The organism is Lysinibacillus sp. BNK-21, assembly GCF_048684915.1.
Classification (GTDB): Bacteria; Bacillota; Bacilli; order Bacillales_A; family Planococcaceae; genus Lysinibacillus; species Lysinibacillus capsici.
In genome coordinates this window covers 1,326,848-1,346,086 of record NZ_JBLQTS010000001.1, presented here as the reverse complement: position 1 = coordinate 1,346,086, position 19,239 = coordinate 1,326,848, and the positions used below count along the sequence as shown (strand labels likewise).

The following is a 19,239-nucleotide window of genomic DNA, read 5'->3' as shown; positions in this document are numbered from 1 at the left end:
GCTCCTCTAATTATTCACCTTGGAATTTTTTCTTAATTTTATCGAATAGTGAACTACCTTGTTCTTCAGGGATATCGCCACTAATTTCTGCAAATTCTCGTAGTAATTGTTTTTGTCTTTCCGTTAATTTTTCTGGGGTCATAACTTTTACTGTCACATATTGATTACCCATACCATAACCATGAACATTTTTAACACCTTTATCTTTTAGACGGAATTGAGCACCTGACTGTGTTCCAGCTGGAATACGTAATTTTACTTTCCCATGGACTGTTGGTACTTCAATTTCATCCCCAAGTGCTGCTTGAGGGAATGTTAATTTCAACTCGAAGTAAATATCGTCTCCATCTCGTTCAAAATCCTTGTGACCTTGAACGCGGAACATAATATATAAATCCCCTGCAGGTCCACCGTTTATACCTGGTTCACCTTGACCAGATACACGAATTTGTTGTCCATCATCCACGCCTGCTGGAATCGTCACTTTAATTTTCTTACGTTTTTGGACTTTTCCTTCTCCACGACAAGTCGTACATTTTTCTTTAATAATTTTACCTGTTCCATGACATGTTGAGCATGTACGACGATTCATCATACGACCAAATGGTGTATCCACTGCTTGATTGATTTGACCTGCACCTTTACATGTCGAACATGTTTCTGGTTGCGTGCCTGGTTTTGCTCCTGAACCGTGACATGTTTCACACGTTTCATCTTTTGGGATTTCTATTTCTGTTTCTTTTCCAAAAATAGCTTCCTCAAATTGGATGTTCATACGATATTGCAGATCATCCCCTTTACGTGGAGCATTTGGATCTTGACGGCGACCACCTCCGCCAAAGAATGAACTGAAAATATCCTCGAAGCCGCCAAAGCCGCCCCCTCCAAAGCCACCACCAAAACCAGCATTCGGATCCTCATGACCAAATTGGTCGTAGCGTGCTTTTTTCTGGTCGTCACTTAATACTTCATATGCTTCAGCGATTTCTTTGAATTTTTCATCTGCACCTGGCTCTTTATTAAGGTCAGGGTGATATTGTTTTGATAATTTACGGTATGCTTTTTTAATCTCATCTTTTGTAGCCGATTTTGTTAAACCAAGCACCTCGTAATAATCGCGTTTCTCCATGATTCACACTCCGCTCTGTTTGCATAAAATCTATTGTAACATGCAGTTGAAAAAACTGCCTCATTTTTTCGATTAAAGGTTCTATAAGTTCCAAAAATGAAGATACCCACTTCCTAGCAGCTAACGTATGCAACTATCCCATAAATGGTGCATTTACGTGAAGTGACCTCACATCATGACAAAAGCCAAAGCCGCAAGCGGTCTTTGGCTTTTTCACTTTACTGTGTTACTTCTTATTTATCATCTTTTACTTCTTCGAATTCAGCGTCTACAACACCGTCATCTTTTTTACCAGCGCCAGTGTCTGCACCTGCATCGCCACCTTGAGCTGCTTGAGCAGCTGCTGCCGCTTGTTCGTAAACTTTCATCACTAGTGGCTGTAATACGCCCTCTAGTTTTTCTTTAGCTGCTTTAATACCTTCTAATTCACCAGCTTCAAGCGCTTTTTTCAATTCATCACGAGCATCTTCCACAGATTTTTTCTCGTCTTCAGTAATTTGCTCACCAAGGTCAGCAATTGTTTTATCCACTTGGAATACTAATTGGTCTGCTTCGTTACGAAGATCTGCTTCTTCTTTACGTTTAGCATCTGCTTCAGCATTAGCTTCAGCGTCTTTTACCATGCGTTCAATTTCTTCCTCTGATAAACCAGAATCAGATTGAATCACAATTGTTTGCTCTTTGTTCGTACCAAGATCTTTTGCTTTTACAGATACGATACCGTTTTTATCAATATCGAATGTTACTTCGATTTGAGGTACACCACGAGGTGCTGGTGGAATATCTGCTAATTGGAAGCGACCTAATGTTTTATTGTCAGCTGCCATTGAACGCTCACCTTGTAGAACATGAATATCTACTGCTGGTTGGTTATCAGCTGCTGTAGAGAAAACTTGAGATTTTGAAGTAGGAATAGTTGTGTTACGGTCGATTAATTTTGTGAACACGCCACCCATTGTTTCAATACCAAGTGAAAGAGGTGTTACGTCAAGTAATACAACGTCTTTCACATCACCTGTTAATACGCCACCTTGTACTGCAGCACCCATTGCAACAACTTCGTCAGGGTTAACACCACGGTGAGGCTCTTTCCCTGTTTCTTTACGTACTGCTTCTTGTACTGCTGGAATACGTGTAGAACCACCCACTAAAATAACTTGGTCAATTTCAGAAGTTGACAGACCTGCATCAGATAATGCTTGACGCACTGGTCCTACTGTACGATTTACTAATGGTAAAGTAATTTCGTCAAATTTCGCACGCGTTAAAGAAATTTCTAAGTGTAATGGACCTGCTTCTCCAGCTGTAATGAATGGTAGAGAGATTTGAGTTGATGTTACACCAGATAAATCTTTTTTCGCTTTTTCAGCTGCATCTTTTAAACGTTGCATCGCCATTTTATCTTTTGATAAGTCAATGCCATTTTCTTTTTTGAATTCAGCTACTAGATATTCGATAATTGCGTCATCGAAATCATCTCCACCTAGTTTGTTATCACCAGCTGTAGCTAGTACTTCAAAGACACCGTCACCTAACTCAAGGATAGACACGTCAAACGTACCGCCTCCAAGGTCAAATACTAATACTTTTTGATCTTGATCTTGTTTATCTAATCCATAAGCAAGAGCTGCAGCAGTTGGTTCGTTGATGATACGCTCTACTTCTAGACCTGCGATTTTACCAGCATCTTTAGTTGCTTGACGCTGTGCATCGTTAAAGTAAGCAGGAACTGTAATAACTGCTTTTGTCACTTTTTCCCCTAAGTAGTCTTCAGCATAGCCTTTTAAATATTGAAGAATCATTGCAGATACTTCTTGTGGCGTGTAGTCTTTATCTTCTACTGTTACTTTTTCAGCCGTACCCATTTTTGATTTAATAGAAATGATTGTGTTAGGATTTGTTACTGATTGACGTTTCGCCACTTCACCAACTTGACGTTCACCATTTTTAAAGGCAACAACAGATGGCGTTGTACGGTTTCCTTCTGGGTTTGGAATTACTTTTGGTTCTCCACCTTCAAGTACAGAAACGCAAGAGTTTGTTGTTCCTAAGTCAATACCAATAATTTTGCTCATTAAAATTTCCTCCTATTATGTCAACGCAAGGGATGCGTTTTCTAACTAATTTTAATTGACTAAATAGTGCAAAGACTATTCGTTCACAGATACCATTGTTGGGCGTAATACACGATCCTTTAAGATATACCCTTTTTGTAGTTCGCGTAAGACGATACCCGTTTCTTTTTCACTATCTTGTTCTTGCATAACAGCTTGGTGAATCGTTGGATCAAATTGCTCACCTTCAGCTTTAATCACTTGCAGACCTTCTTTTTCTGTTGCTTCAATTAAAGAGCGATACACCATTTCAATTCCTTTAATGATCGATGCAGTCTCTTCAGAAGTTGTCTCTACTTGTAAAGCACGTTCAAAATTATCAAGGACTGGTAATAGATCAGATAATAAGCTTTGGGCGCGATACTTTTCAGCTGCCTCACGGTCTAACTGATTACGACGACGCATATTATCGAAGTCAGCACGTAAACGTAGGTGACGATTTTCTTCGTCAGCCAGCTTTGCTTGTAGTTCAGCCAGCTTAGCCTCATACTGTTCTTCAATTGATAACTCTACTTCTTCCAGAACTTCTGTTTGCTCTACTTCCTCAGTTGTCGTTTCAGCTTGTACATCTTCTTGTACTAAATCTTTGTTTTCCGTTGTTTCCGTCACTTGAATCCTCCTCATTATCATTCACTACGATTCTTCATAAAGGCTTGTGTTAAATCCAAGCGCATTACGTCTAATAAAGCCACAACACGCTTATAATCCATACGTGTAGGGCCAATAATAGCAATGGCTCCCTGTTGATCATCACCAATAGAATAGGTAGTGGTAATGACACTGCAATTTTCCATTTCTAGTTGTTTATTTTCTGAGCCTATCCGAATATGAATACCTGATTCATTCGGATGGAAAAGTGACTGCACTTGGCTAGTCGTCTCCATTAAGTCCAAAATCATTCGGACTTTATTTAAGTCATGGAATTCTGGTTGGTTGAACATATTCGTTTTCCCACCATAGAAAATTTTACTTTCTGAATTATGCATTGTTGCTGTGATAAGTGCGCGAATAAAATCATCCGCTGATCGAACATGTTGCTGTAACACTGCTAGCACTTCAGCCTCAAGGCTTTTATGGAGATCTTCTAATGAAACTCCAATAAGGCGATCATTTAAGATATTTACCATTTTCTCTAAATCAGAAGCGGTAAAGTCAGGTGGTAGATTGAACATGCGGTTTTCTACATGCCCATTATTCGTCACGATAATCGCTACTGCTGTGTCGCTAGAAAGAGGGACAATTGAAAACCGTTTAACACGATGCCTTTGGACATCAGGTCCTAAAAGTATGGAAGTATACGATGTCAGCTCTGATAAAATGTTGGCTGACTTTCGGATAATATGCTCTACTTCTACTAGTCGATCATTAAAAATTGATTGAATTTGTTGAATGTCCTTGGAATTGATACCTTGAGGACTCAACAAATGATCTACATAAAATCTGTAACCCTTTTCCGAAGGCACTCGACCAGAGGAGGTATGCGTTTTTTCTAAAAAGCCTAATTCCTCTAAATCCGCCATTTCGTTTCGAATAGTGGCTGGACTAAATGTAATCCCTTGTTTTTTGGAGATTTGGCGAGAACCTACCGGCTGCGCAGACACAATAAAGTCGTCTACAATGACTTGCAATATCTGTAACTGCCGATTTGTTAGCATGATTATCACCTCTGTTAGCACTCAACTAAGAGGAGTGCTAATACTATTATTAAGTTATCAAATCCCACATTTTATGTCAACGATATCGCTCAATCTTCTAGCAAAAATTGTTGAAATACTTCATTGCCCACAAAACGCCCTTTTCTTGTCAAGCGAACACCAAGCTCATCCTGTTCTAAAAGCCCCTTTGACACTAGATCTTTTATTACCACGTCATAATGCGCAGACATAGGTGTTTTAAATTTCTCTTCATATATAGAGTGCATAACACCCTCTGTTTTTCTTAGCCCTAAAAACATTTGTTCTTCTCTTTTTTCCACTTGTGATACTTCATGTGCGTGGACAATTGGTAGCTCATTTCCCTCAACAGCTTCCATATACTTTTTTAATGGACCGTGATTAGAATAGCGTATACCTGCTAAATACCCATGAGCTCCTGCGCCAAACCCCGCATATTCATCATTATCCCAATAAATCTTGTTATGCTCTGAATGATACCCTGGCTTTGCAAAATTACTGATTTCGTATTGTTGAAGCCCATGTAAGGCCATTTGTTGCATCAGCACATCATACATATCCGCTTCTAAATCTTCTGTCGGTAAATACAGTTTCCCTTTAGCGTACTGATTATAAAAAATCGTTTTGGGTTCCACAATAAGAGAATAGGCAGAGAAATGTGGCAAATCAAGAGTAAAAGCTTTGGCTAATGAATCCTTCCATTGCGCCATCGTTTGCCCAGGTAAACCATACATTAAATCAATGCTGATATTACGGAAGCCAATTTTTCTAGCCAAGTCGATTGTTTCATAGACATGATCATTACTATGAGTGCGTCCAATCTTCTGTAGCAATCCCTGGTCAAAAGATTGTACACCCATGCTTAAACGATTAACACCACCGTCGAACAACACCTGCAATTTGGCTGCAGACAATTCATCTGGATTTGCCTCTGATGTAAATTCTGTCACACTATTCATTGGAATATACGTATGAATAGACGTTAGTAGTTTGTCCAATTGCTCAGGAGATAAGGCTGTCGGTGTTCCGCCACCAAGAAAAATCGTCTCGATGTTACGGAATGTTTCAGGATGTTTTTCGGTTGTCAGGGCCATTTCTTTTCCAAGTGCTTCTATATATTCATCCACTGGTTGATTTTTAAAATAAAATTTATTGAAATCACAATAATTACAGATTTGATGACAGAAAGGAATATGAATGTAAACACCTCGTGCCATAGCAATCCCTTCTTTCGCGTTAAGTCTTTTCCATTTCTACATTATAACGAATCGATAGAAGGAACGCTATGAAACCTCACAGGTACTTTTAATGAATATTGATTCTGTAATGACAAAACAAACTGCACCTCCGATTATTAGTTAGAATCTAACAATCGAAAGTGCAGATTTTTCATGTATAAAAAATGACGCCCACAGCAATTCCTAACAGCACCAATAAATAAGGCTGTATTTTCCATCGAATTAAACACCATAAAAAGACAGCTACTATGAAAATATCTAACGTGCTGATGATGGTTTGTGTCACAATGGGATGTACAAAAGCAGCGGCTAGAATGCCAACGACTGCCGCATTTGCGCCTGCCATCGCACCTCTAAGTCGTGCAATTCGACTTAGGCTAATCCAAAATGGTAGCGCTCCAACCACTAGCAAAAACGCTGGTAAAAATATTGCGAAAGTAGCAATAATAGCTCCCGGAACGCCAGCAATGACCATACCGATATATGCAGCAAATGTAAATAAAGGTCCTGGAACTGCCTGTGTCATACCATAGCCAGCTAAAAAATCTGAGGTACTTATTTGACCACTTTGAACAAATTGTGTTTCCAGTAAAGGTAAAACAACGTGTCCGCCACCAAATACTAGGGCACCTGCAAGATAAAACTTCTCTATCATAGAAATCCACTCATAATGCCATAAAGCGGCTAATATAGGTAAACCTAGGAGTAGCACGAAAAAAAGTACTAGTAAAACAATGCCCGTGGTTTTTGAAATGGGTATATGAACTAATTTTGAGGTATTACCCTCATCACTTTTTTTCAGTAGTTGAAAGCCTAAACAAGCAGCGATCAATATTGCTACGATTTGTGCCAATGGATTTAGCCATGTCAATACTGTTATCAATGTCAATAAAGCAATCAACCAATGCCATTTTGTCGAGAGCAGTTTTTTGCCCATATCAAAAATAGCATGAGCGACAATCGCCACTGCTACTAACTTCAAACCATGAATCCAATCCATCTTTAACTCTGTATACTTGGAGAAATAGGCAAAAAGTATAAGTATCAGAACTGATGGTAAGGTAAAACCAAGAAATGATAGAAAGCTTCCTAGTACTCCTCCTCTAAGTAAACCAACCCCCATCCCCACCTGACTAGATGCAGGACCAGGCAAAAATTGACTTAACATAACGAGTTGACCATAATCATGTGCAGAAAGCCATTTACGTTTCTGTACATATTCCTGTTGAAAATAACCTAGATGAGCTGTTGGGCCTCCGAATGAGGTACAGCCCAATTTTAAAGCAACAAAAAAAATCTCCCAAAGCCTTCGCAAACTCTCAACTACTTTCCATATCTTTTATTTCATCTTACACGGAAAGCAGTTTTTTTTAGATTAAGAGTTTGTAAAATTTACTTCATTATTCATCTCTCTTTATTTTAATTGCAGAACCTACTTTACTACCCTCTTTATTGATTGGAATTAAAGTGTATTTTTTTTCTGTTAGATAGAGTGCATCTACACGACTTCCCCACCTTGTACCCTCTTTATTTAATGGATAGGGTGCTGCAAAATCCCATGATTGTCCAGATTTTGATTGGATTTTAAAGTGTAACGCATCATTGACAACACTTTCCTCAGCATGAAAATAAATCGTTGTGGAAATAGGTGTGGAGACAACTTTGTCAATGGTTATTTCCTGCTGATCAACATGCTTCACTTTTTTATCAATGGAAAAGATTTCACGATCTTGTTGTAATTGCTCTTGTGAAGCATCTACCTGAAATTCCCATGGCTTCTCAATTGGTGTTTCAACATTCCAATCTTTATAACGAATAACTAATTCTAATTGTTCATCAGCCGGAAAATCATCCATTTTAATACTATTATATATCGTATAGACGTTGGCAGACTTTGCTATGGACTGTCCTCCATTACGAACCATATAATCTTGCCCATTGACAAGAATTTGCGGAAAGAAAAATACTTGATGGTCTGGCTTAAACTCTTTTCCAGGTTCGAAAGTTGCATTTAGTAAAATTTGATTGTCATCTATAATCACTTCATTTAATGTTAACCGTCCTAAGCTATTGCTAGCTGTTTTCCCTACATCCGTTTTATAGGCTTCAAAATTCACATCCTGATCCCACCACAAATACAGCGTCGATCCACTAGCAATCATTAATAAAAGGATCACAACAATAAGCCACTTCTTACTTCTCCGATTTTCCTTATCCAAATCCACAACTCGAATCATATCATTGGACAACCGTACACCTCATTTTTATAAAAATCATTATGATTCATTGTAGTGCTCAATCATGCATTATATAACCTTCTATGTTGAAGATTCATTTATGTATAAAAGGATATTACATCCCTTTATGTAGATGACGACCTTTATTGACTTCACGCATTAAATAGTCCACAAAGAGATCATCTCTTACTAGCCATGCTTGTTTATTTCGCTTTAAAAACCACTCCGCTTCATTAAAACTCGCAAAGGATTGTGTCAGTAGCATGTTATTTTTTTCAATTATCCAATCAACCTCATCGTTTGAATAGAGCATAAACATTTCATCTTGCTGATTTTTATAGAAAGTTCCAAACGTAGACCCTTTTACATTATAACGATTTCTTTTTGCATCCTCTGGAATAGGCTCTATATGGAATGTTGCCACTACATACTGCCTGTAAGCTTCCTCTGTTAATGAGCAGCCAGCAGCCTTTTGATGTCCACCTCCACCATATTTGGCAGCAATAGCTGACACATCAATATGATCATGGATTGTACGAAAGGATATCTTTTTACTGCCCATATTAATCATCGCAATATAATCAAGATGCGGATTTTCCTTTCCCAATTCATTGCCAAGCTCAGAAAGATAGGATTCTGCATAGACAACCCCAGCATAGTATTCTCCCAAAGTAGTTTGAATAAGCTCCCGTTTCTTACGCCGAATGTAACGCTCTGTTTTTTCTTCTTCCATGCTTAAAATTTTCTTTTCAAAATCATCAAAGTCAAAGTGATCACTTGTTTTTAAACGCTCAAGCATTTTCTCTTCAAATTCTTCAATAGACACTAGAAAAAAGAGTGCATTTAATCTTTGTGCTTGTAAATTGCCGTTCTTTTCCCATTCCCATGTATCGTATTGTCTTACTAACTCTACAAATTCAGAAACGGCTTCTGTTTTTTCTAATAGTCCATGGATAACCAGGTATTGATAATATAAAGATGTAGCTGACGTTAAAAAGCCTTGCTCATCCTCAATTAATACCTTTCCCCATTCATATTGATTGAAATGGAGTGCTGTCTTATGATGGTCCAACAATTGCACATTACCAGTCGCCTGATAATAATCATGAATCCTTTTTTCATTCTCTTCATTTGGAGAAAGATCTGTAATAAACAAAAATGTTTTCTGTTGATCATTCTCCAAAAAGAATTCGATTTCGCGATCAAGTGCTGTAATGGAATTGTAGCGTATCTTCACCTTATCGTTAAAAGCAAGCTTGGCTAAAATCCCACACCCTACTCCATCTAAATCGTTATGTGATAATAATTTATACATGTTCTCACCTCCATTGTAGTATGGGTATTTTTTTGGTATTCAAACAGCTAATGACGTTCAATACGTAACACCATTGATATTGTTTTTCAGATAACATACATTAAAACCATACATCTTTAGGATGAAAGGGAGGACACAGTGAATGAAAAGGAAACTAGCTTATAGTGGAATCGGATTTATTTTGTCTTTGTTTTAAACCTTTGTAATTGTAATTAAATTCTTTTATTCTTGCGAAATTTTCTCCAATTGGGCGATCACTTTATCGTATGTTGCCAATTTAATTTGTTCTAGCACTTTAATCTGAGCCTGTTGTCTTTCAGCTTCCATCATTATCAAAGTTGTTTCTACATTCATTTCCCTCTGCTCCTTCTACATTAAAATAGGTTATTTAGAATCTCTATTCAAAATCTCCTTGATTAACCCAAAATATTTCATCCAATGTCGCATTCACTGTATAGCAAATCAGTAAACAAAGCTTCAAGGATGGATTAAAACTCCCCTTCTCTATCCGTAGTACAGTCTGTCTTGATATTCCTACTGCATCGGCTAATTGTTGTTGTGTCAAATCTGCTTTGACACGTGCAATTTTTACATGATTTTTCATATATTAACCTCCATATATATGGAGTAAAATATAGTTTACTTTATGTAAATTATATATCACATATATTTTAAAAATAATATCTAATGTTACACCTATTTAGTAGAACAGAATATACTTCGTAGTATAAAAGAAAATAAAATAATTGGTATATTTATGGTAATTAAATATTTTTTATGTTAGAATTTTCCATGAATGGTTTTTGTATATCAACCGTTCCCGAAATATCAGAAAAGAATGGGGGTCTTAAATGAAAAAATCAGTCCTACTTAGAGTATTGGCATTTATAGCCGTATTGCTTATCCTTTTTTCAGATGGGATACAAACCTATGATTTTCTTATCCTATTGTTTGCTGTTTTCTTTATAGGTACCCCGTGGTACAAATTTTTCAAAAAAAAGTAAATTTAAATTTAGGAGGAATAGTAAATGAAGAAAAAATTGATCTTTTTTGTAATGGTTATGTTTTTAGCATTTCAACCCCTATCTGTAAATTTAGGTGCTTTAGCTAAAGAAAAAAATGAAACTACTGACACTACTGATTGTAATAGTTGCTCACAACAAGCACCTTTGCAAATTGAAAAGAATGGTTTCCTTAATGACTCAGTAGTTGTAAATGAAGTGAAACAGGATTTAGATATTGCAGAGAATTTCACACATAGTGAATACAGTAGAGAAGACTTTGATTGGCAAAATACTGAGTATATGGATTACGGTAAGAATAAAGATGGTTTGATGATTCCTTATAAAAAGAACAATGAAAGTTTTGATATTCGATTATTGACTACTTATGATAAAACCACTGGTGAAGTTGGCGAATTTATCATTATGAAATCAACTTTAGATATAGAGAATAATGAAATCAATGTTACTTATGCAACATTAAACAATGAAGACATGCTTGGTATGACTCTTGAAGTAGGTACAAATAAAGTAATTGATAAACAAGTTTATTTCGATGAAAATTCAGAAGTTTCCCTTTTATCAACTAATAGTGCTAAAGCAGGTTATTGGAGTGATTCATGGGAATGCTTAAAAAACTATTGGTATGATGCCCCTGAACTAACAAAACAAATTTGTAGTGCCGCATGTGCGTCAGTAATATTTGGTGGCAATGTTGTAGGTGCTGTTGCGTGTGCTAGTTGTTTAGGTTCTCATGTTATGGTATGTCTAATCCATTAATAGTTAATTAAAAATCCCCTTCTATGGACGTTTAAAAGGTAAACCGATAATAAAATTGTTTAATATTATTATAAAAATATAAGAGCCTTGCTACACTCTAGCGTGTAGTAAGGCTCTTTAAAGTTGTTTAATTCTTATTGAACTAAAGCACCCTGTTAGTTGAAGAACTAATTTTACGAAATAATTCCTTTATAATTGTTGTATAGTACTATATTATTCCGCATGTTCTTTCATTATTTTATCAAGTGCTTTAAGATAAGCATCTTTATTTTCCTTACTTAACTCATAAAGTGCATTATCCCAATTTTCCCCATCTACACCCGATAAATGTGGAGTACTTTTTAGTACAGCTTCTTGCATATTCGGTTTATCCTCTTTACTAGCGTCTTTAATAAGCTTTGTTGCTTTTCTTGCATCTGTAACCCCTACTTGTATGTCTTTGTGAATGTCTTTGTATTTAACAGGAACATTTATATATTCCATATTGTCTAAAATCTTATCCATCTTGATTGCTGTTTTTAAAATATCTTTTTCTTTTTCTTTGTCTTCCATAGCTTTCATCGAGTTTACTATGAATATCTTAAAAATATCACTCAAGCATTTGCCAACTACTCTAAGCAATCATGGAATATTGGCAAAATGGCTCAGATGAATAATCGTTTTTTAATTAGCCTGAGAAATAAGTTATTAACATTAACACCCCAAGTAATGATTCAAAAACAAGCACAGCATGTCTATAATTTTGAAACCACAAAATAAACAAACTATAACGAAATTCTTAAAATCTGCACTTTCTTTGAGCAGATTTTTTCTTTTAACTAGTCAAATAGATAAAAAGTAATAGCTCTTAAAGTTTTTCTTATAATAATATCATCATCCTTTTTCATTTTAAGATATTTCTTTAAAAATCAAGCTACAGTAACATAGTTAGAATTTGTCAATAAAACTTAGATTTTTCAGAAATGTCTATAAATATTTTTTCAGTAAAATATAATCACCATCTCTGCTAAAATATGCTATTATACTTTTAGTATAATGTCCTATTTTTATCAAAGTAAAAATAGAGGAAATATGAACTACAAAAGGATGATGAATATGCAAAATATCCAACAATTATTCCAGAGCGAAGATGGAAATATCCAACAAAGAGAGAATTTTTTGTCCCTATTAGAGAAAATTGTTTCCTCATTAGATGAATTAAAGAACCCAAATAAGACAACTCTTGGTCCAATGAAAGAGCGATCTGCTAATTTTTATCAAGAGCTTATGCAAGAGCATCAAGTGCCAACAACTGGGATCGGACTCGATCAAGTTGTAAAAGAATTGACACATTTAATGCAAGGACACCCTTATCATACACGTAACTTTGTAACAAATGTTTTACCGATGGCAAGTATTCCTGGAGTGTTAGGACAGTTTACAAATGCGCTATTGAATGGCAATAATTTATGGGATGTTTATGGTCCCGCTGCTGCTGAGTGTGAGGTTAAAGTAGTAGCAATGATGTCTAAATTAGTAGGCTATGATTATACGAAAAGTTTTGGCTATACTACATGGGGTGGACAAGGTGCTGTTTTTAGTGGACTTCGTCTTGCCATTGCAAAACAATTCCCTCAAGCAAAAGAAGATGGTGTTCCTACTAATTTATATTGCTTTGCTTCAGAGAATGCCCATTACAGTCTTTTAAAATCAGTAGAAGCCGTGGGTATCGGCAGTAAACATTTAGTGCGTGTAAAAGCAGGTAAAGATCATTCGATGGATGTAGAAGACTTACGTGCACGTATGACAGACGTCATCGAAAATGGCGGTATTCCTGTTTATGTAGTAGCGACAACAGGTGCTACTGATCAATTTGGTATTGATGATGTCCAAGCCATCAAAGAAGTCACAACAACCCTTGAGAAGAAATACAACTTACAACCAGTACATATTCATGCTGATTCGGCTTTAGGTGGTTTTTATGCCTTCTTTAATGATTATGATTTTAATAAAAACCCACTCCAATTCGAGTCAGAGGTTTTACAGGGATTAGCACAAATCCGTGAACGTATGCAACATCTAGCCATTGCGGATAGCCTATGCTTTGATTTCCAAAAGCTTGGCCAAACACCTTATTTAACTAGTCTATTTTTAATTAAGGAAGGTAAAAGTTTACAGCTACTAGATATTGAGGACTTTGATACGCCATATGTAGGCAATCGTGGTTATGGCTCTTATCATACTGGCTATACATTAGAATGCTCTCGAATGGGTAGCTCCATTGCTATTTTTGCTGCATTGCAGGCATTTGGTAAGGAAGGCTATCAACAACTATTAGCTAATTATGTACGTGTGAATTTAGCATTCCGTGCTCAATTAGCTGCGAAAACGCCAATGCTACAGGTGGTTAATGAATCCAATATTGGGCCAGTCACAGCGTTTCGTTTATATCCAGACGGCATGAATTGGCAAGCTGAACAAGCTGGTCACTATACACAAGACCAAATAGAACACATAAACGGTATCAATGCTTCATTCTTTGAAATTATTGGAGAAGGTCGAGACGAAGTATTCTTTGGTGACACAACGCGTGTTTGCACGGTTAGTACTAGTGATACAACACAACAAGTACCAGTTGCAGCGGCAAAATTTTTCTCTATCTCACCTTATACGGAGACAGAACACATCTCTAATATGATTCATTTCTTACAGCAAAAGCTTAAAGTACTGGAGGCGTCCCACATTGCGTATCGTCACTAAATTTAAGAGTTCTTTACTCTACAAATATATTGCCAGTTTCACCATTCCAATAGCAATTATTTCCTTGCTCTTTAGTATTGTGTTATTTGCCGTTTCTTACCGCATTATTGACAACTTTGTTATTAAACAATTTGAATCTACTTTAGAGATTACATCGACAACAATTTTTGAAGATATTGAGAAAAATGATGTAAAGGCAGCGGATAATGGTAGCCCTGACAAATACAAAAAGCTTTTAGATCAATTGAATGCAACGGTTAAAAAATATGATGTTGAAAACGCCTATATCCTTTCTAAAGCAAATGGTAAGGAACATATCGTCGCACTAAGTAATACCGACAATCATCAGCAAGATTATGTATTTAGTGAAGAAATGCATGAAGCCGTAGCTACTGGTAACACACAAACAAGTGATATTTATAAGGATGAGTATGGTATCCACAAATCCATCTTTATCCCATTTAAAGATACAGATATTATTTTCGGTTTAGATATGGATGCCTCCTTCATCGCTGAACTTCAAACGGAAACACTATGGATCTGTATTATTCTTACAGTTATATTTATTATTTTTGGCGTGATCGTTGCTTACTTTATTAGTGTAGGCATTACGAAGCCAATTAAAAAAATGACACGTTATGTTGGTCAAGTTGCACAGGGAGATTTGGCTGTTGAACCTCTTCACATAAAAGGTTCCAATGAAATTGCACAGCTTTCATCAGGCATTGAAAACATGACGGAAGATTTGCGTTCGTTAATTAAACAAATCGCTCAAAATGCTGAACAAGTGGCCGCAATGTCGGAGGAATTAACAGCAAGCTCTGAACAGACAAGTGCATCCATTCAGCAAATAACCTCTTCTATGCAAGAGGTTGCAGCAGGTTCAGAAAAACAAACTTCTTCGATTGAAGAAGTGGATAGTCATATTACAACCATCTCTAACAAAATGTCAGAGGTAGTGACAAGTGTAACCGATGTAACAGATAAGGCATTCCAAGCATCTGCTATATCAGAAAAAGGCAACACAACAATCCAAGATGCTACTGAAAAAATGGCCGTAACATCTCAGGCTATTCAAGAGTCAGCAGCTGTAGTAGAACGTTTAAGCACATACACAAATGAAATTGGGGATATTGTGACATTGATTACCCAAATTACAGATCAAACGAATTTACTTGCATTAAATGCTTCGATTGAGGCAGCGCGTGCAGGCGAACACGGTAAAGGCTTTGCAGTTGTAGCGGAGGAAGTCCGTAAATTAGCCGATCAATCTTTAGAGGCAACTAACAGTATTCGTACACGCATTGAAACGATTAAAGAAGAATCTGCACAAGCCGTCAAATCAATGGCTATCAGTAGCAGTAATCTTGCCGAAAGCTCAACAACATTCAATGCATCCGGAGAGGCATTTGCAGAAATCTATGCCCAAGTCACTGCACTGACGAGAGAAATGGACCATGTCAATAACGTGATGTCCAATATCAATGAAGGTGTTAGCAGTATTGCTAATTCTGTTGAACAAGTGGGGGTCGTAGCTGTTCAAGCTTCAGGCAATATTCAAAACGTAGCTGCTGCCTCTGAGGAGCAATCTGCAAGTATCGAAGAAATAACAGCTTCCTCTAATAACTTAGCTGAAATGGCTCAACAGCTCCGCAATATCATTCAAAAATTCCAGTTATAAAAATAACAAATCCGCTATGCACATTTTCGGCATAGCGGATTCTTCTTTCCATAAAAACTCTCCTACAAAAATGGTAAAAGTTTAGGCAATAATATTTTTCACAACTTTTGAAATAACGGCACCTTCAGCCTGACCTGTCAGCAATGGTTTTGCAATTTTCATGGCTTCTCCCATGTTCATTCCTTTTCCAACACCCGCTGCCACTAATTTCTCTGCAATTTCTTCTTCTGATAATTGCTTTGGTAAAAAGGATCTCAAAAGTGTCAATTTGGCTTCCTCTTTTTCAATCAGGTCTGCTCGCCCAGCCGTTTGTGCACCTTCTAAAGCCTGATTTGTTTGTTTGACCTCTCGATTAATAATAGCTATTTCTTCGTCAGCTGTTAAAGCCTCTCCCTTTTCTTTTTCAGCTGAATCTAATGCTGACTTTAAAAGAGATAATACACCCTTCGCTAACGTATCTTTTTCTCTCATTGCCGTTTTTAATTGTTCAAATACTTCTGTTTTTAACAATGATCTCACTCCTTCTAACCGTCTATATCAAAAAAATTATATCATAAAAATCATGAAGGATTATAGTTCGTTGCATCTGCTAACTTTACTTTATAGTGTAATATTCCCTTTAACTCACCTTCATAAGAAAAAATGCCTTGCTGAATTAATTGACGCAGACGATAGTCGATCCATTCAGCCTCTCTCAATTCTTCCATATGCCCCAGTACCTCTCCAATTAACCTAGCTGCAACTTCGTAATGAATTTCCTCTTGTTCTTCCTGTAAACGTTTAGCACAGGTAATGATCAAGTCATCCTCTCTATCCTCATTATTATTTCCCCAAAGTTCATGATATTTCCATGTATGTATGCAATCGTAATCATCCATTAACAGATTTAGCCCTTCTTTGCATAGGGAGTGCCTCAATGCTTCTTTTAATGGCCATCTTTGGAAATGTTCATAAAAGTAAAGTAAATCCTCTGTGCTGACCTCTCCAGTCGATCTTGGATAATGATCCTCTGCTAACTGTGGTAAAGTATATAACTCATGAAATAACTGAAAAGTATCTAATACATAGATATCATTTGTTTTCTGTTCGAGCATCGCCAAAACGAGTCGAAGCCCTATTTGCTCATGAGCATTTTGACAAGTCCAAATCAGTATATCCTGATGAGGGGGGATATTTTTAATTTTCTCTATTGCTTCCTTCATCTCCCGCTCACATATGATCAATCCATCATCTTCTATTAGATAGCGCTGTTCCAACCATTGAAAACGAGCTTCAATTCCGTCCCTTGTATGTACATCTTTTAAAGGACCAACAGAAAAATTACCTGGCACAACAATAATCTCCTCGGACTTAGCATAGTCAGGATTACGAAAGGCTGCTTTCAAGCTCCCCCCAGGTGAATGACCGAATACAATATGCACTGTTTGTACCGTTGAAGCATCCCGCTCCTCAGCTTGCTGTAATAAAAACTGTAACATGCTATCTCTTGACTGTTCATTTATTAAAGTTAAAAGAAGCATCGACTTCGCATCAGCTTCACTCAATCGTTGTATTGACTGTTTTAGTTGGTTGATCTTCTCCATCATCTGTACTCCTTTATTTAAAAACACCTAACCTTATCATACCTCTTTATTACCTCAAATTACTAATTTAGTTAGTTTTAAAGATATGTTACTACTATTGCTAGTGAATTCTTTAATCTGGGCGGAGGCTCACTTCTTTTGAGCGACTTGCTCACTTTTTGGAGCAGGACAATGTATGAACTATATTCTCCAGAGCTAAAAACACTCATGTCCCTATAAAAAAACATACTACACGTAGTAGCTCAACTACGACGGTAGTATGTTATTTAATTAACATTCGTTAAAAATACTTTTCCTTTTTTAGTTCCCTCAACAGCATCGATTGCCTTATGGATATCCAATAATGGAAAACGAGCATGTACATTCATCATTTTTAAGGAGCCTTCCTGTACAAGGTGTATAAGTTGTTGCATCGTTTGTTGCCATTTTTCAATTGACGTCTGACGTTGCCAATGGCGTAAATGAAACATCCTCGCTTGTACCTTTGCTTCCTTCACAATGTTTGTCCAATTTACCTGAATACCCGATAAAAGACCAATAGCTAAAAAAATACCCTCGGGCTTTACGCAGAAGGCAAGCTGATTGCCAGCCTCTCCACCAATCGAATCAATTGCTGCATCTGCTCCCCTACCATTTGTTAATGCCATAACGGTTTCGTAAAGTGGCATATGAGAGGTATCAATGACAAAAGCTGCACCAAGTTGCAGTAATTCTTCAGTATGCTGATTACTTCGTGTCACAGCAATAAGTTGATAGCCTAGCAATTTCGCAAGTTGAGCATAGAGATGTCCAATGGCAGAGCCACAAGCATTTACTAATAAGACATCGTTTGATTGTAAATTAAGTACCTCTGAGCATGTTACGAAGGCTGTAATTGGATTAATATACATTTGTGCTGCTGTAAAATCATTCATCGTGTCAGGAATAGTCACTGCAAAATCTGCTTGCGTTTTCACTACTTCCTGCCAAGTTCCCTCTCCCCGTAACGGTAATACGCGCTGACCAATAAGCCTTGGTGAAACAAGCGGTCCAACAGCTTCTATTATTCCTACTCCCTCATAGCCAGGGATAGTTGGTAAAGTGATTCTATGAGCATATTTCCCCCATATTGGTATTAAATCTGAGGGATTAATCGGTCTGGCTAGCATGCGAACAAGAATTTCTTGACCTTGAGGAGGCTCGATTGTTTTATTCTCTAGCCTTACAACCTCTTGTGGATTTCCAAATTCATAAATTTTTAGGCATTTTGCTTTCAACGATTCTAGCTCCTTTATTCATTCTGTATAGAACAACATCATACCAGGAGCATCTATTTCACGTTCCTTAAATCCAAGCTTCTGATAGAAAGGTTGTTTACCTTTGGCACAAAATAATTGAACCCATTTTATATTTTCTTTCTGACATTGCTCTAAAAGAGCATCCATCACCATTGTGCCAACTCCTTTTCGTTGATAATCAGGGTCCACCATCACATCACAGATAAATGTTTGATAGATACCATCAGAGATAATACGTCCATAGCCAATTAGATTGCCTTCATCATATATAGATGTACTGAACCAGCTATTACAAATAGCCTTGTATAATTGTTCATACGTATACTGCCCTTTTGCATTCCAGCCAGTTGTTTGGTGCAATGCTTTATAGGAGTCTATCGTCGGATTTGTTTCTTTGATTATATACATATAACACCCTCCTTATTTTGAATAAATATACAAAATAACATATATTTAATCAACAATAAGTTTA

General features: G+C 36.8%; 17 protein-coding genes and 1 pseudogene. 3 read left to right on the top strand and 15 right to left on the bottom strand.

Annotation, left to right across the window (positions count from 1 at the left end; all coding sequences use genetic code 11):
* Positions 1–10: 10 nt before the first annotated feature.
* The 10 genes from dnaJ to ACMGGO_RS06705 form a co-directional block, all read right to left on the bottom strand.
* A complete protein-coding gene (gene dnaJ / locus ACMGGO_RS06750) occupies positions 11–1,129 on the bottom strand; it encodes a molecular chaperone DnaJ (protein ID WP_016995416.1) in 1,119 nt (372 codons plus the stop codon).
* A 233-nt stretch (positions 1,130–1,362) separates the two neighbouring features.
* Complete coding sequence (dnaK, locus tag ACMGGO_RS06745; protein WP_048392179.1) at positions 1,363–3,204, bottom strand: molecular chaperone DnaK; 1,842 nt, start codon at positions 3,202–3,204, stop codon at positions 1,363–1,365.
* Positions 3,205–3,279: 75 nt separating this feature from the next.
* Complete coding sequence (gene grpE / locus ACMGGO_RS06740) at positions 3,280–3,852, bottom strand: nucleotide exchange factor GrpE (RefSeq protein WP_054550093.1); 573 nt, start codon at positions 3,850–3,852, stop codon at positions 3,280–3,282.
* Positions 3,853–3,869: 17 nt separating this feature from the next.
* Positions 3,870–4,898 (bottom strand): heat-inducible transcriptional repressor HrcA, encoded by a 1,029-nt coding sequence (gene hrcA / locus ACMGGO_RS06735; protein ID WP_004227036.1) that lies wholly within the window; start codon positions 4,896–4,898, stop codon positions 3,870–3,872.
* Positions 4,899–4,987: 89 nt separating this feature from the next.
* Complete coding sequence (gene hemW, locus ACMGGO_RS06730) at positions 4,988–6,133, bottom strand: radical SAM family heme chaperone HemW (RefSeq protein WP_420281679.1); 1,146 nt, start codon at positions 6,131–6,133, stop codon at positions 4,988–4,990.
* 172 nt (positions 6,134–6,305) lie between these two features.
* Positions 6,306–7,490 (bottom strand): chromate efflux transporter, encoded by a 1,185-nt coding sequence (gene chrA / locus ACMGGO_RS06725; protein ID WP_420282317.1) that lies wholly within the window; start codon positions 7,488–7,490, stop codon positions 6,306–6,308.
* 64 nt (positions 7,491–7,554) lie between these two features.
* Entirely contained in the window at positions 7,555–8,403 is an 849-nt protein-coding gene (locus ACMGGO_RS06720; protein ID WP_048392177.1) for a DUF4179 domain-containing protein, read from the bottom strand.
* A 103-nt stretch (positions 8,404–8,506) separates the two neighbouring features.
* Positions 8,507–9,706: a DHH family phosphoesterase gene (locus tag ACMGGO_RS06715; protein WP_054550091.1), complete on the bottom strand. Its 1,200-nt coding sequence runs from the start codon at positions 9,704–9,706 to the stop codon at positions 8,507–8,509.
* Positions 9,707–9,928: 222 nt separating this feature from the next.
* Complete coding sequence (locus ACMGGO_RS06710; RefSeq protein WP_255501587.1) at positions 9,929–10,060, bottom strand: hypothetical protein; 132 nt, start codon at positions 10,058–10,060, stop codon at positions 9,929–9,931.
* A gap of 43 nt (positions 10,061–10,103) precedes the next feature.
* On the bottom strand, positions 10,104–10,310 hold the full coding sequence (locus ACMGGO_RS06705) for a helix-turn-helix transcriptional regulator (protein ID WP_054550090.1): 207 nt from the start codon (positions 10,308–10,310) through the stop codon (positions 10,104–10,106).
* Between the two features lie 424 nt (positions 10,311–10,734).
* Here ACMGGO_RS06705 and ACMGGO_RS06700 point away from each other — a divergent pair, with 424 nt between their 5' ends.
* Entirely contained in the window at positions 10,735–11,487 is a 753-nt protein-coding gene (locus ACMGGO_RS06700; RefSeq protein ID WP_227744900.1) for a hypothetical protein, read from the top strand.
* Between the two features lie 213 nt (positions 11,488–11,700).
* Here ACMGGO_RS06700 and ACMGGO_RS06695 read toward each other — a convergent pair.
* Positions 11,701–12,036: pseudogene (locus tag ACMGGO_RS06695) on the bottom strand (hypothetical protein); the annotation flags it as partial.
* A 546-nt stretch (positions 12,037–12,582) separates the two neighbouring features.
* Between ACMGGO_RS06695 and ACMGGO_RS06690 the strand changes: the two are divergent.
* Both ACMGGO_RS06690 and ACMGGO_RS06685 read left to right on the top strand, forming a co-directional pair.
* Entirely contained in the window at positions 12,583–14,226 is a 1,644-nt protein-coding gene (locus ACMGGO_RS06690) for a pyridoxal phosphate-dependent decarboxylase family protein (protein ID WP_054550089.1), read from the top strand.
* Positions 14,210–15,907 carry a methyl-accepting chemotaxis protein gene (locus ACMGGO_RS06685; protein ID WP_374805231.1) on the top strand — a complete coding sequence of 566 codons (1,698 nt, stop codon included), beginning with the start codon at positions 14,210–14,212 and terminating at the stop codon, positions 15,905–15,907. Before ACMGGO_RS06690 ends, ACMGGO_RS06685 begins: the two co-directional genes overlap by 17 nt.
* Before the next feature lie 81 nt (positions 15,908–15,988).
* Here the strand turns inward: ACMGGO_RS06685 and ACMGGO_RS06680 are convergent, their stop codons facing one another.
* The 4 genes from ACMGGO_RS06680 to ACMGGO_RS06665 form a co-directional block, all read right to left on the bottom strand.
* On the bottom strand, positions 15,989–16,417 hold the full coding sequence (locus ACMGGO_RS06680; protein ID WP_048392170.1) for a GatB/YqeY domain-containing protein: 429 nt from the start codon (positions 16,415–16,417) through the stop codon (positions 15,989–15,991).
* Positions 16,418–16,467: 50 nt separating this feature from the next.
* Entirely contained in the window at positions 16,468–17,490 is a 1,023-nt protein-coding gene (locus ACMGGO_RS06675) for a DUF1835 domain-containing protein (RefSeq protein ID WP_259948140.1), read from the bottom strand.
* A 266-nt stretch (positions 17,491–17,756) separates the two neighbouring features.
* Positions 17,757–18,746 carry a zinc-dependent alcohol dehydrogenase family protein gene (locus tag ACMGGO_RS06670; protein ID WP_374805228.1) on the bottom strand — a complete coding sequence of 330 codons (990 nt, stop codon included), beginning with the start codon at positions 18,744–18,746 and terminating at the stop codon, positions 17,757–17,759.
* Positions 18,747–18,764: 18 nt separating this feature from the next.
* Positions 18,765–19,175, bottom strand: a complete 411-nt coding sequence (locus ACMGGO_RS06665) for a GNAT family N-acetyltransferase (RefSeq protein ID WP_374805226.1) — start codon at positions 19,173–19,175, stop codon at positions 18,765–18,767.
* Positions 19,176–19,239 lie beyond the last annotated feature (64 nt).